General features: G+C 61.6%; 15 protein-coding genes. 10 read left to right on the plus strand and 5 right to left on the minus strand.

Going from position 1 to position 15,785, the window contains the following annotated elements; translation table 11 throughout:
* The 9 genes from RGQ15_RS16625 (at position 1) to RGQ15_RS16665 (ending at position 9,908) form a co-directional block, all read left to right on the plus strand.
* Entirely contained in the window at positions 1-1,233 is a 1,233-nt protein-coding gene (locus tag RGQ15_RS16625; protein WP_311161744.1) for an NAD(P)/FAD-dependent oxidoreductase, read from the plus strand.
* Between the two features lie 3 nt (positions 1,234-1,236).
* Positions 1,237-2,238: a 4-hydroxyproline epimerase gene (locus tag RGQ15_RS16630; protein WP_311161745.1), complete on the plus strand. Its 1,002-nt coding sequence runs from the start codon at positions 1,237-1,239 to the stop codon at positions 2,236-2,238.
* Entirely contained in the window at positions 2,238-3,941 is a 1,704-nt protein-coding gene (lhpI, locus tag RGQ15_RS16635) for a cis-3-hydroxy-L-proline dehydratase (RefSeq protein WP_311161746.1), read from the plus strand. The genes RGQ15_RS16630 and lhpI overlap by 1 nt, the downstream gene beginning before the upstream one ends.
* A 121-nt stretch (positions 3,942-4,062) precedes the next feature.
* Positions 4,063-5,124 carry a TRAP transporter substrate-binding protein DctP gene (gene dctP, locus RGQ15_RS16640; RefSeq protein ID WP_311161747.1) on the plus strand — a complete coding sequence of 354 codons (1,062 nt, stop codon included), beginning with the start codon at positions 4,063-4,065 and terminating at the stop codon, positions 5,122-5,124.
* 13 nt (positions 5,125-5,137) lie between these two features.
* Positions 5,138-5,659: a TRAP transporter small permease subunit gene (locus RGQ15_RS16645; protein ID WP_311161748.1), complete on the plus strand. Its 522-nt coding sequence runs from the start codon at positions 5,138-5,140 to the stop codon at positions 5,657-5,659.
* A 1-nt stretch (position 5,660) separates the two neighbouring features.
* Positions 5,661-6,971 (plus strand): TRAP transporter large permease, encoded by a 1,311-nt coding sequence (locus tag RGQ15_RS16650; RefSeq protein ID WP_311161750.1) that lies wholly within the window; start codon positions 5,661-5,663, stop codon positions 6,969-6,971.
* A 16-nt stretch (positions 6,972-6,987) separates the two neighbouring features.
* A complete protein-coding gene (locus RGQ15_RS16655; RefSeq protein WP_311161751.1) occupies positions 6,988-8,016 on the plus strand; it encodes a trans-3-hydroxy-L-proline dehydratase in 1,029 nt (342 codons plus the stop codon).
* A gap of 58 nt (positions 8,017-8,074) precedes the next feature.
* On the plus strand, positions 8,075-8,779 hold the full coding sequence (locus tag RGQ15_RS16660; protein WP_311161753.1) for a GntR family transcriptional regulator: 705 nt from the start codon (positions 8,075-8,077) through the stop codon (positions 8,777-8,779).
* 178 nt (positions 8,780-8,957) lie between these two features.
* Positions 8,958-9,908, plus strand: coding sequence for a dihydrodipicolinate synthase family protein (locus tag RGQ15_RS16665; protein ID WP_311161754.1), 951 nt, complete (start codon positions 8,958-8,960; stop codon positions 9,906-9,908).
* Positions 9,909-10,028: 120 nt separating this feature from the next.
* On the opposite strand, the gene RGQ15_RS16670 is transcribed toward RGQ15_RS16665, so the two are convergent.
* Genes RGQ15_RS16670 through RGQ15_RS16690 form a run of 5 tightly spaced genes read right to left on the minus strand, consistent with a single transcriptional unit; the run spans position 10,029 to position 13,383 of the window.
* Positions 10,029-10,427 (minus strand): NUDIX hydrolase, encoded by a 399-nt coding sequence (locus RGQ15_RS16670; RefSeq protein WP_311161756.1) that lies wholly within the window; start codon positions 10,425-10,427, stop codon positions 10,029-10,031.
* Positions 10,424-10,921, minus strand: a complete 498-nt coding sequence (locus RGQ15_RS16675) for a CYTH domain-containing protein (protein ID WP_311161758.1) — start codon at positions 10,919-10,921, stop codon at positions 10,424-10,426. Before RGQ15_RS16675 ends, RGQ15_RS16670 begins: the two co-directional genes overlap by 4 nt.
* Positions 10,918-11,679, minus strand: coding sequence for a ParA family protein (locus RGQ15_RS16680; protein ID WP_311161760.1), 762 nt, complete (start codon positions 11,677-11,679; stop codon positions 10,918-10,920). The genes RGQ15_RS16675 and RGQ15_RS16680 overlap by 4 nt, the downstream gene beginning before the upstream one ends.
* Before the next feature lies 1 nt (position 11,680).
* Positions 11,681-13,198, minus strand: coding sequence for a CHAD domain-containing protein (locus tag RGQ15_RS16685; RefSeq protein ID WP_311161761.1), 1,518 nt, complete (start codon positions 13,196-13,198; stop codon positions 11,681-11,683).
* Positions 13,195-13,383 (minus strand): ribbon-helix-helix protein, CopG family, encoded by a 189-nt coding sequence (locus tag RGQ15_RS16690; protein WP_311161762.1) that lies wholly within the window; start codon positions 13,381-13,383, stop codon positions 13,195-13,197. Before RGQ15_RS16690 ends, RGQ15_RS16685 begins: the two co-directional genes overlap by 4 nt.
* A 661-nt stretch (positions 13,384-14,044) precedes the next feature.
* On the opposite strand from RGQ15_RS16690, the gene RGQ15_RS16695 reads away from it, so the two are divergent.
* The gene (locus RGQ15_RS16695) at positions 14,045-15,562 is read left to right on the plus strand and encodes a peptide MFS transporter (protein ID WP_311161764.1); all 1,518 of its coding nucleotides are present in this window, start codon (positions 14,045-14,047) and stop codon (positions 15,560-15,562) included.
* Positions 15,563-15,785 lie beyond the last annotated feature (223 nt).

The raw sequence follows: 15,785 nt of genomic DNA on the forward strand, positions 1-15,785 counted from the left end.
ATGCTTTCGCAAACCGATGTGATCGTGATTGGCGCGGGCGTGGTCGGGCTTTCGGCCGCCCTTGCGCTGCAGGCCCGTGGTCTGCGCGTGACGGTTCTGGACCGCGAAGGTCCGGCCGCAGGTGCATCGGCGGGAAATGCGGGGGCGTTCGCCTTTACCGACATTCTGCCTTTGGCCTCGCCCGGGATTCTGAAAAAGGCGCCGAAATGGCTGCTCGATCCACTGGGGCCGCTGAGCGTTCCGCCCGCTTATGCGCTGCAGATCGTGCCCTGGATGTACCGGTTCTGGCGGTCCTGCTCGGCCGGAAGGGTCAGCCATTCCACTTCGGCCCAGACCAGCCTGATGGAGCTGTCGAAAGCCGAGCTCGAGCCATTCCTGCAGGCAACCGGAACCGCGCCAATGCTGCGCAAGGAAGGGAACCTGCAGGTCTATGAAAGCGAGGCCGAATTTCAGGCCTCGATGCCGGGCTGGCGGGCCCGCGAGCGCCACGGGATCGAGTTCCGGCATATGGACGCGGCCGAGATGGCGCAGATCCAGCCGGGCCTTGCGCCGCAATTCGTCAAGGGAACCTTTACCCCTGGCTGGTTTTCGATCGCCGATCCCAGGCTTTACACCCTCGCTCTGGCCGAGCGGTTTGCCGCGAATGGCGGAGTGATGGGGAAAGCAGAGGTTTCCGCGCTGCGCCCGGTGGCGGATGGCATTGAAATCGACGGGGTTTACCGCGCTGGTCATGTCGTATTGGCGGCTGGAGCCTTTTCGCATCACATCGCGCGATCGCTGGGCGAGAACATCCCCCTGGAAACCGAACGGGGCTATAATACCACGCTGCCGACCGACGCGTTCGACCTGCGCACCCAGATCACTTTCGGCGGCCACGGCTTCGTCGTCACGCGCCTGACCAGCGGTATCCGCGTTGGCGGCGCGGTTGAGTTGGGCGGGTTGAAGCTTCCGCCGAATTTCCGCCGCGCCCAGGCCATGCTGACCAAGGCCAAAGCTTTCCTTCCGGCCTTGCGCACCGAGGGTGGGCGGCAATGGATGGGCTTCCGCCCGTCGATGCCGGACAGCCTGCCGGTGATCGGACGGTCGCGGGCGACGCCGCGTGTGATCCATGCGTTCGGGCATGGCCATCTGGGCCTGACGCAGTCATCGGGAACCGCACGGCTTGTCGCGGATCTCGTGACCGGGCAAAGCCCGGCCATCGACCTTACCCCATTCTCGTCTCAAAGGTTCTGAGCCATGACGACCCATACATTTTCCTGCATCGACGGCCATACCTGCGGCAATCCCGTCCGGCTCGTCTCGGGCGGCGGGCCGCGCCTCGAAGGGGCCAACATGCTTGAGCGCCGCGCCCATTTCCTGCGCGAATTCGACTGGGTCAGGACCGGGCTGATGTATGAGCCGCGCGGCCATGACATGATGTCGGGCTCGATCCTCTATCCGCCGACCCGCCCCGATTGCGACGTGGCGGTCCTGTTCATCGAGACCTCGGGCTGCCTGCCGATGTGCGGCCACGGCACCATTGGCACCATCACCATGGCGATCGAGAACGGCCTGATCCAGCCGCGCGAACCCGGCAAGCTGTCGATCGACGCCCCCGCCGGCAAGGTCGACATCACCTATCGTCAGGAGGGCCGCTTCGTCGAGGAGGTCCGCCTGACCAATGTGCCGGGCTTCCTCTACGCCGAGGGCCTGACCGCCGAGGTCGAGGGCCTGGGCGAAATCGTCGTGGACGTGGCATATGGCGGCAATTTCTACGCCATCGTCGAGCCGCAGAAGAATTTCCGCGACATGGCCGATCACTCTGCGACTGAGCTGGTCGGCTGGTCGCCGAAGCTGCGCGCGGCGCTGAACGCGAAATACGAATTCACCCATCCCGAGCATCCCGAGATCAACGGGCTGTCCCATATCCAATGGACAGGTGCTGCGACCGTCGAGGGGGCGCACGCCCGCAACGCGGTCTTCTACGGCGAGAAGGCCATCGACCGCTCGCCCTGCGGCACCGGCACCTCGGCGCGGATGGCGCAGCTTGCCGCCAAGGGCAAGCTGAAGGCGGGCGACGAGTTCTGGCACGAGTCTATCATTGGCTCGATCTTCAAGGGTCGGGTGGAGGCTGAAACCACCGTCGCAGGCCGCCCCGCCATCGTCCCCTCGATCGCGGGCTGGGCCCGGATGACCGGATACAACACCATCTTCATCGACGAACGTGACCCCTTCGCACATGGTTTCGTCGTGAAATGATGACCGATCGCGCCCACCGCATCCTTGACGGCACAGCCCAGGGCCCGGTGCTGGCCCTGTCCGAGCCGCTGAGCTTCTGGGGCGGGGTAGATCCGGAAACCGGGCGCATTATTGATGCCCATCACCCGCAGCATGGCGCCCTACTGACGGGACGGATTGTCCTGATGCCGACCAGCCGCGGCTCGTGCTCGGGTTCGGGCGTGATCCTTGATCTGGTCCTGTCGGGCAAAGGCCCGGCAGCGATCATCTTTTCGGATGCCGAGGATGTCGCGACGCTTGGCGCACTGATTGCGGATCGGCTGTTTTCGCGCAAGCTTCCCGTGCTGCGCGTGTCCTTCGAGATCATGGCCCGGCTTGCCGGTCAAGCCAGCCTGCGCATTGATCGGGACGCGATCCGCAGCGACATGCCGGATCTGCCGATTGACGCCGCGGCCCACGATGGGTTGGAACTGAGCGACGGCGATCAGGCTATCCTTGCCGGTCGCGATGGCGAGGCCGCTGCCCTGTCCATGCAGATCATATGCGAGGTGGCCCGGCTGCAAGGCGCGAGGCGTCTGACGGATATCAGCCGAGGTCATATCGACGGTTGCATCTATGCCCATCCGGCCAACCTGATCTTCGCCGAAAGAATGGCAGATCTGGGCGCCAAGGTTCGCGTTCCGACCACGATCAATGCAATTTCGGTCGACCGGCAGAACTGGCAGCGACAAGGTGTACCGCCCGGTTTCGGCGGCCCGGCCTCTCGGCTGGCCGATGCCTATGTGCGCATGGGATGCCGGCCGACATTCACTTGTGCCCCCTATATTCTGGACGACAGGCCCCAGCGTGACGAAGCCATCGCCTGGGCAGAGTCCAACGCAGTCATATTCGCGAATAGCGTTCTGGGAGCGCGGACGCCGAAGCATCCCGATTTTCTTGACCTGTGCATGGCCGTGACCGGTCGAGCGCCGCTATCCGGGGTCTACCTGGACGAAGGCCGCAAGGCGCGTCGTATTGTCGAGGTGGAGTTGCCCGCAGGTGTCGATGACGCTTTCTGGCCGATGCTGGGCTATCTCTCGGGGCTCAAATCTCCCGATCGCATTCCCCTGTTACGTGGCGTGGCCGAGGCGAAGCCGGCGCAGGACGATCTCAAGGCACTTTGCGCGGCTTTCGGGACCACGTCCGCCGCACCCATGCTGCATGTAGCGGACGTCACGCCCGAGGCGGATGACGCAGCTGCCGCCGATGCCGATCACGTGCGGATCACGCGGGCAGAGCTTGCCCAGGCCTGGCAGCGCCTGAACGACGGTCCTGAAGAAATCGACCTGATCGCGATCGGCAGCCCGCACGCGTCGCTGGCGGAATGCCGGGCGCTCGCCAAAGGCGTTCAAGGGCAGAAGGTCGCGATCCGTGTCATAGTGACCGTCGGCAGGCAGGTCGTCACATCGGCACGGTCCGACGGCACCCTTGCAGCATTGGAGGCATCAGGGGTCACGGTGATCCCTGACCTGTGCTGGTGTTCGATCACCGAGCCGGTCTTCCCTGTCGAATCTCGATCAGTAATGACGAATTCCGGGAAATATGCGCATTACGGTCCGGGCCTGTCGGGTCGGTCAGTGCGCCTTGGCAGCCTTCGCGATTGCATCCGGGCTGCGTTGACAGGTCATGCGCCCCACACTCTGCCTTGCTGGCTAGAGCAGGGCCCCAAAACTTCGCAGAACTGAGCCGTCCATGCCGCTAACTTGAGCGATTGCATGCGCGGCGATGCAGGAGCGAATTTTTTGTCGACACATAAAATAATATGAATATTCTATGAACACAGTCACAATATACAGGGAGCCTGTAATGAAAGGTATCTTGCTCAAGACCGCGCTCGCGGGTGGTCTCTCGGCCATGGCTTTCGGCGCTTCGGCACAGGAAGCCACCTGGCGCGTTCCGACCTCGGTTCCCGAGGGATCGCCCTATTACGAGAATTTTCTCGTGCGCTTTGCCGATAACGTCGAACTTCTGACCGATGGCCGCGTAGAGATCGAACCATTTGGCGCGGGCGTCCTTGTCCCGGCGCTGCAGGTTTATGACGGCGTCAAGGACGGCATCGTCGAAGCCGGTCACTCGACCCCCAGTTACCTGGTCAACCAGAACCCTGAAAATGCCGTCTTCTCGGGCTTCCCCGGCGGAATGGGCCCAGAGGCCTATACCACCTGGATCTATGAGGCCGGCGGGCAGGAAGCCCTGCAGAAGCTGCGTTCGGAAGAGGGGCTGAAGTCGCTCATCGTCGGCATCGGTTCGTCCGAGATCATGGCCCATGCGAACAAGCCGATTCAGAACGCCGAGGATCTCAAGGGCCTGAAATATCGCACCTCCGGTCCATGGGCCGAGGTCATGAAGGATTATTTCGGCGCGGTTCCGACCGTTGTTCCGCCGGGCGAGATCTACACCCTGCTCGAACGCAAGGGCGTCGACGCCATCGAATGGGGTCCGCCCTCGGGCAACCTGCCCGAAGGTTTCCACGAAGCCGCGCCCTATATCGTCGTGCCGGGCGTTCACCAGCCGACCTTCCTTTGGGAAGTCGTCGTCAAGCAGGAAACCTGGGACGCGCTGGCCGACGACCTGAAGCCGAAACTGGAGGCGGCGGCCGAACTCACCACCCTTCAGGCCCTGACCCATTTCTACGATCAGGACATCAAGGCGATGGAATCCTTCCGTCAATCGAAGGCAGAGATCATCAGCCTTGACCCGGCCTTCGTCGAGGAACTGTCGGAGGCGGGTCGCGACTGGATCAGCAAGACCGCTGCGAAAGAGGCCGCCGAAGGCCGCGGCGAGATGCAGGAAGTTCTGACCGGTTATACCGAGTTCCAGAACCGCTGGTCTGCGGAAAGCGGCTATCTGATCCGCAACCAGGACTGAGGCTGAAACGCGAATGACAAAGACCATTCTCTCGGCGGTCGATCGAATCTCTGCGGGTCTTGGACGCATCGCCGAGGTCGTGGTCCTGATCCTTATCGCTGCAATGCTTTACGAAGTGGTGGCGCGCTATGTCTTTGGCGCGCCTACCCTCTGGGCCTTCGACATCGCCTATATGAGCACGGGCGTGCTGTTCGTGCTCGGCGCGGCGCAGGCCCTGCGCGAAGATGCGCATGTGCGCATCGACGTGCTGTCCTCTCGCTTTCCGGCCCGTGTTCGCGGCTGGATCGACGGGATCGCCTTTCTTTTCATCCTGTGCCCCATTTTCGGCAAGCTTGCGCTGATCGCCGGCCAACGCGCCTGGCGTGCCTTCACGACCCATGAAGTCGAACATGTCAGCCCCTGGGCACCGGTCATGTGGCCCTTTTATTCGCTGCTGACGATCGGGCTGATCGCGCTGGCCCTGCAACTTGCCGCCGAGGGCATTCGCGCGTTTACGGCGCCCCGCCAGGACGACGAATTCCGTCTGGAGAACTGACATGTTGACCGCATCCTTGATGTTCCCGGCGCTGTTCGCGCTGATCCTGCTGGGTTTGCCCATTTCGTTTTCGCTGGCTATCGTTTCGGTCGGGGCTGGCCTGATGGCCTTTGGCCCGGCGGCCTTCAATCAGCTTTACGGCTCGTTCTATTCGGCCTCGACCAACTTCATCCTTTCGGCGATCCCGATGTTCATCCTGATGGGTGCGCTGCTCGAACGCTCCGGCGTGGCCGAGCGCCTGTTTCGGGTGATGAGCATGTGGCTGGGCAAGCTGCCCGGAGGCATCGCGCTGGCGACGATCGCCATGGGTGGCATCTTTGCCGCTGCTGCCGGCGTCGTCGGCGCGGTCGAAGTGATGATCGGCATGATGGCCATTCCCGCCATGCAGCGGCTTGGCTATGACAACCGGCTGATCGCGGGCACGATCTGCGCGGGCGGTTCGCTGGGCACGATGATCCCGCCTTCGGTCATCGCGGTCATGTACGCATCGCTCGCGCAGATCTCGGTTGGCAAGCTGCTGGCCGGAATGATCCTGCCGGGTCTGCTCATGGTGGGGCTGTTCCTGGCCTATATCGTGCTTCACGGCATGATCCGGCCTGCACCGGTCCCGCAGGAAGCGGTCGAAGACGAAGTTCCGCTGGGCGAGAAGCTTCGGCTTACCTTCACGACGCTGCTGCCGGTCTGCGCGCTGATCTTCGCGGTGCTGGGCTCGATCCTGGGCGGCATCGCCTCGCCGACCGAGGCGGCCGCGGTTGGTGCGGCGGGTGCCCTGCTGCTTTGCATCTGTTATGGCAAGTTCCGCCCCCTTGTACTTCGGGAATCGCTGTCGATTACCGTGCGAATTTCGGCGATGATCCTTCTGATCGTTGCGGCAGGCACGATGTTCATGGGCGTGTTCGCGGCAAATGGTGGGGCCAAGCTGATCCGCAACGTGATCGAAGGCGCGGGCCTTGGCCCGACGGGCATGATCGTGTTCTTCCTGTTGGTGGTGTTCCTTCTGGGCTTCGTGCTGGACTGGACGGCGAACGTGCTGATCTGCGTTCCGCTTTTCACGCCCTTCATCCGTTCGTCCGGCATCGACCCGATCTGGTTTGCGACGCTCGTGATCATCGTGATCCAGACCAGCTACCTGACCCCCCCAATGGCCTCTGCGATCTTCTATCTGAAATCCATTGCGCCAAAGAACATGACCTATGGCCAGATGTGCCGAGGCGTACTGCCCTTCGTGGGGTTGCAATTGCTGACGCTGCTGATCGTGATCTGTTTCCCGATCCTGGTGACATGGCTGCCCGAACGTATCGTCGGCGTCTGACCCGAGAGAGGAAAAAATGCGCAGCTGCAAGACCGTTCACGTCATTTCGGCCCATGCCGAGGGAGAGGTCGGAGACGTCATCGTGGGCGGCGTGCTGCCGCCCCCGGGCGAGACCATCTGGGAACAAAGCCGCTGGATCGCACAGGACGAAGGCCTGCGAAACTTCGTCCTGAACGAGCCGCGCGGAGGCGTGTTTCGACACGTCAACCTGCTGGTGCCCCCAAAACACCCCGAGGCGGATGCCGCCTTCATCATCATGGAGCCAGAGGACACGCCGCCAATGTCGGGGTCGAACTCGATCTGCGTGTCGACTGTCCTGCTGGACGCTGGGCTGATCCCGATACAGGAACCCGAGACGCATCTTGTCCTCGAGGCTCCGGGGGGGTTGGTTCGCGTGCGGGCCGAATGCCGCAACGGCAAGGCCGAGCGGATCTTCGTCCAGAACCTGCCCAGCTTTGCCGGTCCGCTCGACCAGACGCTCGACGTCGAGGGGTTGGGCAGGCTGACGGTGGACACCGCCTTTGGCGGCGACAGTTTCGTCATCGTCGATGCCGAGGCCATGGGCTTTCGCCTGACTTCTGACGAAGCGCATGACATCGCGCGGCTCGGCGTGAAAATCACCGATGCCGCCAACCAGCAGCTGGCCTTTCATCATCCGACCCTGCCCGACTGGCAGCACTTTTCCTTTTGTCTCTTCGCCGGCCCCGTCGAACGCGGACCGCAAGGCCTGCGCGCGGGCGCAGCGGTCGCGATCCAGCCGGGCAAGGTCGATCGTTCGCCGACCGGCACTGCGCTTTCGGCCCGGATGGCGGTGCTGCATGCCCGCGGCCAGATGACCGAAAGCGACACCCTGACGGTCACGTCGGTGATCGGCTCGACCTTTTCGGGGCGAATACTGGGCACCACAAGCGTTGGCGGAACGGCGGCGATCCTGCCCGAAATTTCGGGACGTGGCTGGATTACCGGCATTCACCAGCACATGCTCGATCCGTCGGACCCCTGGCCACAGGGGTATCGCGTGTCCGATAGCTGGGGCGCAAAGTAAGTTTTGTTGAACGAAGCGGTCTGCAGCCATATACATCCTGTCGACTGGAAGGTGCCAAATGAGCAAGAAATCCGTGCCCCCCGCGACTGAACGCAAACGCGGCGAGGGCGTGAAATACGTCTACGAAATACTGCGGGATGATATTCTGGACCTGGTGCTGCCCCCGGGCAGCCCCATCGACGAAATCCAACTGGCAGAGCGCCTTTCGATGTCCCGCACGCCAATCCGCGAGGCTTTGGTGCGGCTGGCGGGCGAAGGATTGGTGACCACGCTGCCAAACCGCTCGACGGTGGTTTCGAATATCGACTTTCTGAACCTGCACAATTTCTTCGATGCGATCACCCTCATGTATCGCATCACCACTCGCCTTGCGGCCGAAAACCGGACCGAGGATGATCTGCAGAATATCCGTGCACATCAGTCGCGCTTCGCCAATGCGGTGGCTGCGCAGGATGCGCTTTCCATGATCGCGAGCAATCGCGAGTTCCATGCCGCAATCGCTGAAGCCGGGCGCAACCCCTACTATACCAGCCTTTTCTGCCGCCTTCTCGACGAGGGGCGGCGATTGCTGCGGCTTTACTATTCCTCGTTCGACGATCGTTTGCCCGAGGAATATGTAAGCGAACATGACGACATGATTGCCGCCATCGAGACGCGGGACATTCAGGCCGCGGACCGGCTGGCAAGCCAGCATGCCGACCAGATCGTCCACCAGATCCAGAAGCTCATTTCACGGGATCGGCGGCAGCAGGTCGCCTTGTAGCGAAACTCCGCCCTACCCTGCCGATGACCCGCCCGTAGCATCTGCGCGGCGGGTTTTTCTTTGGTTTTGCTGAGCAAAATTTGTCGACAACGAAAATACAATTGGTATTGTGTAAGTCGACCAGATCGAATCACGACAACCGGATTTTGGACCGGCACGGCAATCACAGGAGACTCGAATGAACGCCCAGATCTTTTCCGGCTGCATGCCGGCGCTGATGACCCCCTGCAAAGAAGATCGGACGCCCGATTTTGACGCCCTGGTGCGCAAGGGGCAGGAACTGATCGCAGCGGGCATGTCTGCCGTGATCTATTGCGGTTCCATGGGCGACTGGCCACTGATCACCGATGAAGAACGCATGGAAGGCGTCGCGCGCCTGGTCGGGGCGGGCGTCCCGGTCATCGTCGGCACCGGCGCGATCAATACCGCAAAAGCTGTCGCCCTGGCCGCGCACGCTCAGAAGGTCGGCGCGCAGGGCTTGATGGTGATCCCGCGCGTGCTGTCGCGCGGCCCCTCGGTCACCGCTCAGAAAGCGCATTTCAAGGCCATCCTCGCGGCCGCGCCCGACCTGCCGGCAGTGATCTATAACAGCCCCTATTACGGTTTCGCCACCCGGGCGGATCTGTTCTTTGCGCTTCGCGCCGAGCACCCGAACCTGATCGGCTTCAAGGAGTTCGGCGGCAAGGACGACATGCGCTACGCGGCCGAATTCATCACCAGCCGCGATGAAAGCGTGACGCTTATGGTCGGGGTCGATACCTGCGTCTTCCACGGCTTCGTGAACTGCGGTGCGACCGGCGCGATCACCGGCATTGGGTGCGTCCTGCCCAAGGAGGTCCTGCACCTGACGGCACTTTGCCGCGCGGCGGCCAATGGCGATGCAGTCGCTCGCAGGCAGGCTCTTGAACTGGAGGAAGCGCTGGCGGTCCTGTCCTCATTCGACGAGGGGCCCGACCTTGTGCTCTACTTCAAGCATATGATGGTCCTGAAGGGGAACCCGGAATACAAGCTCCACTTCGTCGAGACGGACGAACTGACCGACAGCCAGCGCGGCTATGTGGAAGCCCAGCTCAAACTTTTCGATGCCTGGTATGCCGATTGGTCGAAAGGTGTGGCCAAAGCGGCCTGACCAGAAAAGACGACGGCGCTGCAATCCGCAGCGCCGCTGGACCCGTTGTTCCCCCTGGCGACGATCGACGGATCATGCCCTTTCAATGCCCCCGACGCCAGCGCGCGGCGGGGGAGACGATCACCGCTTTCGCTTGCCGACAACACTTCTGAGGGCACGAATGGTGTCCGAGCATTCCAGCAGCTTTTCGGCCTTGCGGGACGACATTATCACGCGCGCGCGATGGCGGGCCTCGGGCCAGCGCTTCAGGATCTTCTCGATGCGCATGGGGTAAAGCATCAGTTCGACCTTCGATCCCGCCTGCTCGGCGATGATCCGGAACTTGATCCGCCGATCCACACGACCAAGCAGGCCCGCCTCTTCATAGGCTTCGCGTCGGGCCGAGGCAGGACCGGACATGCCGGGGATCTTGCGCCCCTTGGGAAAAATCCAGCGCTTGCTGCGCCGGCTCGTCACGAGAACGACATCGTCCTGCTTCTTGCCCGGCAGATAGCAGATGACCCCATAGCGCTTCTTCATCGTCTCATCAGCTCCACAAGCGCATCGGCACCCATAACCGCAAGGGCCTTGTTGCGATAGCGCTTGTCCAATGTCACATCCTTGCCAAACCACGCAGGCGGGCTGAATGCCTCGGCAGCGCTTTCGGACGAAAATTCGACCTCGACGGTCAGCAACGGAGCAAGCACGCCTGAGTAGATATCAAGATCGAAAGCCAGACCACCGGGAAGCCTGCCCTTGCAGCGGGTCTTCTCGACGCGACGCCCCGCCGTTTCGGGCCACAGCGCCTCGAACTGCTCAGCCGTGATCGTCACTTCCCGTTCGGTCCGGACCAGCCCTTCGCCGCCCTTGATCGAAAGGAAGTAATCTTCGCCCGACTGGCGGAGCCTCACCTCTGTCGTGTCCTGAAGCGCGGTAATATAGCCTTGCCGGATTTCCACGCGCGGCACCCCGTTCAGATCCGGCAGGTCATCCAGAAGGAACTTGCGCTCTATTTCAAGCGGCCGATCGGTCACTTCTCGTCTCCGTCCATGCAATCGACCAATTGCCGATAGACTTCATCATAGGCCTTCGCCGCCGGGCGCGACTGGGCATAGCTCGCGACGGGGGCGCGATGCGTTCCCATCCGCTCGACATCGGCCGAGAACGGAACCTCGGCCGAAATGAACCGCTTGGGATAGGTTTCACGCATGCGCGCCATGGTTTCTGCATGCAGGGTCTTCTGTTTCTGGACCATCGAGAAGAAGGCGATGATCTTCTTCTTGTCGCCATCCCCCTGATCCTTGATGAAGTCCAGAAGCTGTTCGAAGGTTCGTTCGGAAAGGGTCGTGGGGATGACCGGGACGACAATGTGATCGGCCGCCTCGAACACATTCTCTGCCAAGGTCGATATGTTCGGCGGACAGTCGAGAATGACGATGTCGTAATCATCTCTCACGGCCTTCAGGGATTTCCCCAGCCTTTGCCGACTATGCTTCATGCGCGACAGAAACACGTCGAAATCACGAAAGGTCATGTTGGCAGGGAGAATGTCCAGATTGTCGAAATCGCTGCCACGGATCGCCTTGGCGAAGCGCTCGACATCCTTGAAGAAGGCTTCGTCCAGCAGCTTCTTCGAAGGTTTCATACGGAAGTAGAAACCCGATGCCCCTTGCGGATCAAGATCGCAAAGAAGCACCCGCGCGCCCCCTTTTGCAAAGGAATAGGCAAGGTTTACCGCGGCGGCCGTCTTACCCACACCGCCCTTGTTGCTGTAGCATGCGATGATTTTCACATCACGCTCCTTTCCCGCGGAACAGAGTGAGGAACTGCCGCCTGATGGCAGGACTGTCGAAATGCGCGAAACTCGAGACGACGCGCGCCCGCTCCTGCATCTGGCGCTGGTGCAGCAGCGCGATCAGGGCGCCGATGCTCGTCGCCATCACCCGTTCGTCCCGTTCGCCCTTGGACGGATGGTGGGAAAGGAAATACTGCAGCGAACCCTGCTGGACAGAGTAGTCGTTGAACAGCCCCAGGTTTTCCTGAAGTTCCTTCAGCGGTGTCAGGATCGCCTTCATCTCGCCGCGCGGGAAAAGCGGTGCGAAAAGCTCCATGAGATAGCGGAGCTTCTTGCAGTTGATCCGCAGTTCATGAACCTCCTCGTCGGGTGTCTCGTCGTCAATCGCGGCCGCGATCTTGCAGACCTTGCGATAGCGCTTCCAGATCAGGCCGCAGGCATAATCAAGGGCCGGATGGTCCGCGTCCAATCCGCGGGCAGGCCCTGAACCGGGCGGGAACAGGTTTTCCAGCTCGGCCATTCCGGCCCGATAATGCGGACTTTCTAGCAAGCGCGCGATCTTGCGATGCTCTTGTCGCCGCTCGCGCTTGAAGATGTCGAACATCAGCGCCAAACCGCCATGCAGTGTCTCTGGCAAAAGATCGTAATAGGTGTCGCGCCCCAGCAGATAGACATCAAGATCGCGCAGACGCCCGGTCGGCGCCATCAGCTCGGAAAAGCGGGCTTTCAGTTTCTCGGTCTGCTCAACCTCGTAGACGCCCCTGAACAGGCTGATCACCGAACGGATCTTGCGCAGCGCCACACGGTAGTCATGCAGGAATTCACTGTCGTGATCCGCAATGATCCCCGCCTCGTTTTGGCGCGCGACGCTCAGATAGACCCGGATGATGTCATTGGCCGCATCATATGCGCCTTGATCCGGTGCGATGATGGTTTCCGGCTTGGGGTCGTAGGGTTCGTGCTTCGGGAACAACATCCCCACGAGATCCCCGAGCAGGTGGCTGCCCTGCGCCTCGGCGCCCCGCAAATGGTCGGCAAGCGACGCCAGAGCCTTGTCATATCCCCTGAGCCCATGAAGCGAAGCCAGGGTCACGTCACGACCTTCGCCGGCGGGACGCAAGTGGCTGAGATCGGCGCGGGCATGGGTCTTGCCCTCGTCATCGATCAGCGCGATCTGCGAATGGCTGAGCGTGCCTGACCCGACCACGAGCAGGCTGCGCAATGGAGAGGTTCCGTTGAGCGCCCGCTTCACCGGACCATCCGCCAGGTCGGCGACAAAATTCGCTTCGCGCCGCGCCGGCTGTGTCAGGGTTTCGTCCCTGCGATGCAGAATCAGCATCTGGCCCGCCTCGATCAGGATCTGCCCCGACTTCTGGATCGACTCGTCATGACAATCGAGCAATGCAAAGGGCACCGCGTCCCTTCGCTCGCTGAGCTTCGTTGCCAGTTTTCCGATACGATCGTCCGTCTCCGGCATGCCTTCCAGAATGATCACGTCATTCACTGCCTTTTTCACGATTCCCTCTTGGCCGGTTTCTTGAGGTAACCTTCGATCAGCTTCTCAATGATCTTCTGCACACTCGTATCTTCTTCGATCGCCCGGAGTTTCAGCGCCTTGAGCGTCTTGCGGTCAAGGCGGAGCGAGGTGTTCGCCTTGCCTTCCTTCGAGTCTCCGGAACCTGTCTTCTTTGGTTTGGGCATCTCTCACCAAAGTCCAATAATGACGTCATGATGTCATCATTCTCGGGCATGTCAAGGATGCGGGGCGGGTTGCCGAAAACTGGTGGAAGCAAGCCCGGATGATTGCGCGAAATCGTCTGACAAGCTGGGATTGCGCAAAGACAGGCCCTTCCATCCGATCCTCATCACCATTGATCAAGGCCACAGGGTCGCCTGCGGGTCACAATTAAGCCGTGGCGAGGTTCAACAAAACCTTTGCAATCAAGCTAAATCAGAGCCCCACCCAACGGTGGCCAGAAACTCGCTCGGCTCCCGCCTGGGCAGGCCCTGGGCAGGATTCGACCTTCCGGCGAATGCCATTGCGCGGGCGACCGATCCCGGCCGGCTCGTTTTTCTGGAACGACGTCTCCATGCGGCCAGGAGGGATCTATCCGAGCGTGTATCCAGATCCAATTCAGCACGGTCATTGAGCGTTCGCCGCGCGATTCTGAACGGGCGTCTGACACCGGGTCACTCGGGCCCCGAAACATCGCCGACCATGTGCGGCAATATCGGGACAAGGGCCCGTTCGCGACCTGAAAGCCGCGGCCATGACCCTAATGGCTGACGATGTGCCGTGTAGCATTTGCGATGGCCTGCATTTGCGCTATCGGTTTACGTATCACTATACCGCAGGTGGATGATGTCCCGAACTGGTAGATACCCCCCCGGACTGACAGCGCTTTTCCTGGTCGAGATGTGGGAGCGCTTTAGCTATTACGGGATGCGCGCCATCCTGGTTCTATACCTGATCGACGCGGTGGCCGATGGCGGGCTCGGGCTTGCCACGGCGGAAGCGGTCGCCATCTACGGGATCTACACCTCGGCGGTCTATATCCTGGCCTTGCCCGGCGGCTGGGTAGCCGACCGCTTCTGGGGGGCGCGGCGTGCCATTCTCGTGGGCGCCGTCATCATCATCGTCGGCCATGTACTTCTGGCCATCGCAGGCTCTGCGGTCGCGGTCTTCATGTCCGGGCTCGCCTGTATTGCGATCGGGACAGGCCTGCTCAAACCCAACATCTCGAGCATGGTGGGCGAGCTTTATGACAAGGACGACATCGGCGGCCGGGATGCGGGCTTTTCGTTCTTCTACATGGGGATCAATGTCGGCGCCATTCTTGGCGGTTTCGTGGCGGGCTATCTGGGCGAAAGTTGGGGATGGCACTGGGGATTCGGGGCGGCGGCGGTCGCGATGCTGGCGGGTCTGCTCAACTTCATCCACGCTGGGCGCGGCGCGCTGCAAGGCAAGGGCGCGCGGCCGCCCATTCATCACCACCCCGATGCCGCGTCCGCGAGTTTCGATCACCGCGCGACAGCCGCGCTTGTCGGCGCGGCGGCAGTCCTGATTCTCGGTCTCATGCTGAGCGGCTGGCTGAACCTGTCCAGCGCCGAAGGAATCGCGGGTGCAATGGGCGTCCTGATCGCGACCGTTGCGATCGGATTCTTCCTGAACATCTTCCTGGCTGGCGACCTCACGGCCGATGAAAAGCGACGCATGGTGGTGCTGGGCATTCTGTTCCTGGCGGCGGCGGTCTTCTGGTCGCGCTTCGAACAGGCCGGCTCATCGCTGTCGATTTTCGCCGCCGACCTGACCGATCGACAGATCGGCATGTTCGAAGTTCCCGCATCATGGTTCCAGAACCTGAACCCGGCGTTCATCATTCTCCTGACGCCTCTTTTCGCCGCCTTCTGGCTGATGGCTCAGCGACGCGGGTGGGACATTTCGGTCTTCGTCAAGTTCGGTCTGGCCCTGATTCTGGTTGGCGTCGGGTTCCTGCTTCTGGTTCCGGCCGCCAAGATCGCGGCAACAGGAACGAAGGTGTCCTTCCTGTTCCTGTTCGGGACCTTCCTGATCCATACCTGCGCCGAATTGCTGCTGAGCCCGGTCGGCCTCAGCACATTCTCCCGGCTCGCGCCCGAGCGGTTCGTCAGCCAGATGATGGGGTTCTGGTTTCTAGCGGCATCGCTGGGCAGCCTGATCGCGGGTCTCTTGGCTTCGGGCATGGACACTTCGACGCCAAGCAGCCTGCCGGCGCTATTCAACCGCCTGTTCTGGGGCAGCGTAGCCCCGGGCGTGCTGCTGATCCTTATCGCACGCCCCTTGAGCCGATGGGCAATGCTGAAGAACGAGGCTTCGGAACCGGGCAAGAACGCCAGGTGACACGCGCTTTTGCGCGCGACGCATTTCCCGTTGAACAGCAGTTTCCCTGATCCACGCGAAATGCTGACTGGATGTTTTGGAACCCGGTTTAGCTCGGGCCGATTATCTTCACGTCTCGTGCCCAATGCGCGATCTTGCTGTTATACGGATCCCGCTCCTGCTTCATTCTATAGTTCTTTCGTCTGATATCTGACCCCCGATTGGATGAATTTCGAACAAGTTG

It is taken from the genome of Paracoccus sp. MBLB3053 (genome assembly GCF_031822435.1).
GTDB lineage: Bacteria > Pseudomonadota > Alphaproteobacteria > Rhodobacterales > Rhodobacteraceae > Paracoccus > Paracoccus aurantius.

What these genes read in the sequence shown, in the direction of transcription:
- RGQ15_RS16625 (WP_311161744.1), top strand. Translation starts at nt 1, where the DNA reads ATGCTTTCGCAAACCGATGTGATCGTGATTGGCGCGGGCGTGGTCGGG.
- RGQ15_RS16630 (WP_311161745.1), top strand. Translation starts at nt 1,237, where the DNA reads ATGACGACCCATACATTTTCCTGCATCGACGGCCATACCTGCGGCAAT.
- lhpI (WP_311161746.1), top strand. Translation starts at nt 2,238, where the DNA reads ATGACCGATCGCGCCCACCGCATCCTTGACGGCACAGCCCAGGGCCCG.
- dctP (WP_311161747.1), top strand. Translation starts at nt 4,063, where the DNA reads ATGAAAGGTATCTTGCTCAAGACCGCGCTCGCGGGTGGTCTCTCGGCC.
- RGQ15_RS16645 (WP_311161748.1), top strand. Translation starts at nt 5,138, where the DNA reads ATGACAAAGACCATTCTCTCGGCGGTCGATCGAATCTCTGCGGGTCTT.
- RGQ15_RS16650 (WP_311161750.1), top strand. Translation starts at nt 5,661, where the DNA reads ATGTTGACCGCATCCTTGATGTTCCCGGCGCTGTTCGCGCTGATCCTG.
- RGQ15_RS16655 (WP_311161751.1), top strand. Translation starts at nt 6,988, where the DNA reads ATGCGCAGCTGCAAGACCGTTCACGTCATTTCGGCCCATGCCGAGGGA.
- RGQ15_RS16660 (WP_311161753.1), top strand. Translation starts at nt 8,075, where the DNA reads ATGAGCAAGAAATCCGTGCCCCCCGCGACTGAACGCAAACGCGGCGAG.
- RGQ15_RS16665 (WP_311161754.1), top strand. Translation starts at nt 8,958, where the DNA reads ATGAACGCCCAGATCTTTTCCGGCTGCATGCCGGCGCTGATGACCCCC.
- RGQ15_RS16670 (WP_311161756.1), bottom strand. Translation starts at nt 10,427, where the DNA reads ATGAAGAAGCGCTATGGGGTCATCTGCTATCTGCCGGGCAAGAAGCAG.
- RGQ15_RS16690 (WP_311161762.1), bottom strand. Translation starts at nt 13,383, where the DNA reads ATGCCCAAACCAAAGAAGACAGGTTCCGGAGACTCGAAGGAAGGCAAG.
- RGQ15_RS16695 (WP_311161764.1), top strand. Translation starts at nt 14,045, where the DNA reads ATGTCCCGAACTGGTAGATACCCCCCCGGACTGACAGCGCTTTTCCTG.